This is a genomic window from Streptomyces sp. SBT349 (assembly GCF_001083795.1).
In the GTDB taxonomy this organism is placed as follows: Bacteria; Actinomycetota; Actinomycetes; order Streptomycetales; family Streptomycetaceae; genus Streptomyces.
Map to the genome: position 1 here is coordinate 1 of NZ_LAVK01000549.1, position 3,219 is coordinate 3,219.

General features: G+C 73.7%; 3 protein-coding genes. All 3 read left to right on the forward strand.

Going from position 1 to position 3,219, the window contains the following annotated elements; genetic code table 11:
- Nucleotides 1-72 precede the first annotated feature (72 nt).
- Nucleotides 73-1,278, forward strand: coding sequence for an acyl-CoA dehydrogenase family protein (locus tag ADY01_RS34410; RefSeq protein ID WP_049580708.1), 1,206 nt, complete (start codon nucleotides 73-75; stop codon nucleotides 1,276-1,278).
- Entirely contained in the window at nucleotides 1,275-2,489 is a 1,215-nt protein-coding gene (locus ADY01_RS34415) for an acetyl-CoA C-acetyltransferase (protein ID WP_049580709.1), read from the forward strand. The genes ADY01_RS34410 and ADY01_RS34415 overlap by 4 nt, the downstream gene beginning before the upstream one ends.
- Nucleotides 2,490-2,532: 43 nt before the next feature.
- A partial coding sequence (locus ADY01_RS34420; RefSeq protein ID WP_199826384.1) for an enoyl-CoA hydratase/isomerase family protein occupies nucleotides 2,533-3,219 on the forward strand: 687 nt, incomplete at its 3' end.

Below are 3,219 nucleotides of genomic sequence, written 5' to 3' on the forward strand. Positions count from 1 at the left end.
CACCCCGTCCGCCACCGCACCCGCGCCCGAGCCCCGCCATCAGGACGACGAGGACGGCGCCGAGGACCCCCGATGAAGCGACAGATCTTCGACGACGAGCACGAGGCGTTCCGCGAGATGGTCCGCACCTTCCTGGCGAAGGAGGTGACGCCCCACCAGGAGCGGTGGGAGCGCGCGGGCATCGTCGACCGCGAGACCTGGCTGGCCGCCGGGCGGCAGGGGCTGCTCGGCCTCGCGGTCGAGGAGCGGTTCGGCGGCGGGGGAGCGGACGACTACCGCTACGGCGCCGTGCTGTGCGAGGAGTTCGCCAAGGCCGCGGCCCGCGGCTTCGCCGTCACCCTGCACAACGACGTGATCGGCCCCTACCTCACCGCCCTCGGCACCGAGGAGCAGAAACGGCGCTGGCTGCCGGGATTCTGCTCGGGCGAGCTGATCACCGCCATCGCCATGACCGAGCCGGGCGCGGGCTCCGACCTCCAGGGCATCCGCGCCACGGCCACCGACGAGGGCGACCACTGGCTGCTCAACGGCGCCAAGACGTTCATCTCCAACGGCATCCTCGCGGACCTGGTCGTGGTGGTCGCCCGCACCACCCCCGAGGGCGGCTCCAAGGGGCTGAGCCTGCTCGTGGTCGAACGCGGCATGCCCGGCTTCGAGCGCGGCCGGAACCTCGACAAGATCGGCCACAAGGCGCAGGACACCGCGGAGCTGTTCTTCACCGACGTCCGCGTCCCCAAGGAGAACCTGCTCGGCCGCCTCCACGGCGGGTTCGGCCACCTGATGGCCCACCTCCCGCAGGAGCGCCTGAGCATCGCCGTGGGCGCGGCGGCCTCCGCCGAACACGTGCTGGAGCTGACCCAGCGGTACGTGAGGGAGCGCGAGGCGTTCGGCGGCCCGCTGGCCGAGCTCCAGCACGTCAGGTTCGAGATCGCCGAGATGGCCACCGAGTGCGCCGTCACCCGGGCGTTCGTGGACCGCTGCGTCGCCGACCACGCCGGCGCGCACGCCGCCGACCACGCCGGTGGCCTCGACGGCGTCCAGGCCGCGATGGCGAAGTGGTGGGCCACCGAGCTCCAGAAGCGCGTCGCCGACCGCTGCCTCCAACTGCACGGCGGCTACGGGTACATGACCGAATACCCCGTGGCCCGCGCCTTCACCGACGCGCGCCTTCAGACCATTTACGGCGGCACGACCGAGATCATGAAAGAGGTCATCGGGCGGTCGCTCCTCGCCGACCGGCACCCCGCGAACCGGCAGGACCCCCAGGAGACACCGTGACCCACGAAGCGTATGTGTACGACGCCCTCCGCACCCCCCGCGGGCGCGGCAAGCCGGACGGCGCGCTGCACGCCACCAAGCCGATCGACCTCGTCACCGGCCTGCTGCGCGAACTCCCGCGCAGGCTCCCGGGGCTCGACCCGGCCGCCATCGACGACATCGTCCTCGGCGTCGTCAGCCCGCTCGGCGACCAGGGCTCCGACATCGCCAGGATCGCCGCCGTCGCCGCCGGCCTGCCGTACACGGTGGCGGGCGTCCAGGAGAACCGCTTCTGCGCCTCGGGGCTCGAAGCGGTCAACCTGGCCGCCGCCAAGGTCCGTTCCGGCTGGGAGGACCTCGTCGTGGCGGGCGGCGTCGAGTCGATGTCCCGCGTCGCCATGGGCTCCGACGGCGGCGCCTGGGCCATGGACCCGGCGACCAGCGACGCGGTCGGCTTCGTTCCGCAGGGCATCGGCGCGGACCTGATCGCCACCCTGGACGGCTGGTCCCGCCGGGACGTGGACGAGTACGCCGCCCTCTCCCAGGAGCGCGCCGCCCGCGCCTGGAAGGACGGCCTCTTCGACCGCTCGGTGGTGCCCGTCACCGACCGCTCGGGGCTCACCGTCCTGGACCGCGACGAGCACCCGCGCCCCGGCACCACCGCCGACAGCCTGGCGCGCCTGAAGCCCTCGTTCGCCGCCATCGGGGAGCAGGGCGGCTTCGACGCCCTCGCGCTCCAGCGCTACCACTGGGTCGAGCGCATCGACCACGTCCACCACGCGGGGAACTCCTCCGGCATCGTGGACGGCGCCGGGCTCGTCCTGGTCGGCAGCGGCGAGACGGGCGAACGGCTCGGGCTCACCCCCAGGGCCCGCGTGGTCTCCGCCGCCGTCATCGGCTCGGAGCCCACCATCATGCTCACGGGCCCCGCCCCGGCCGCCCGCAAGGCGCTGGCCAAGGCCGGGTTGACCATCGACGACATCGACCTGGTCGAGATCAACGAGGCGTTCGCCGCGGTCGTGCTCCGCTTCGTCCGGGAGATGGGCCTCGACCTGGAGAAGGTCAACGTCAACGGCGGCGCCATCGCGCTGGGCCACCCGCTGGGCGCCACCGGCGCGATGATCCTGGGCACCCTCCTCGACGAGCTGGAACGCCGCGACCTGCGCCGCGGCCTGGCCACCCTGTGCGTCGGCGGCGGCATGGGCATCGCCACCGTCATCGAGCGCGTCTGACCGCCGGGTGACCCCCGCCAACCGAGAAGAGAGCCGCGAGACCATGAGCGAGACCCCCACGATCCGCTGGGACCGTGACGCCGACGGCATCGTCACCCTCACCCTCGACGACCCGAACCAGTCGGCCAACACCATGAACGCCGCGTGCATCGCCTCGCTGACCGCGGTCGCCGACCGCCTGGAGGCCGAGCGCGAGACCGTCACCGGCGTCGTCGTCACCTCGGCCAAGAAGAGCTTCTTCGCCGGCGGCGACCTCAACGACCTGATCGCCGCGCGCCCCGAGGACGCCCAGCGCGTCTTCGACCTCGGGCTGCGCGTCAAGGCCGCCCTGCGCCGCCTGGAGACCCTGGGCCGGCCCGTCGTCGCGGCGATCAACGGCTCCGCGCTCGGCGGCGGCCTGGAGATCGCGCTCGCCTGCCACCACCGCGTCCTGCTGGACGCCCCCGGCGTCCGCGTCGGCCTGCCCGAGGTGACCCTCGGGCTGCTGCCCGGCGGCGGCGGCGTGGTGCGCACCGTCCGGCTGCTCGGCATCGCCGACGCGCTCACCGGAGTGCTCCTGGAGGGCCGCGGCCACCGCCCCGCCGCCGCCCGGGAGCTGGGCCTGGTGCACGAGCTGGCCGACAGCCGCGAGGAACTGCTGAGCCGCGCCACGGCGTTCATCCGCGGCAACCCCGAGGCGCGCCAGCCGTGGGACACCCCCGGATACCGTGTCACCGACGTCACCACCGCC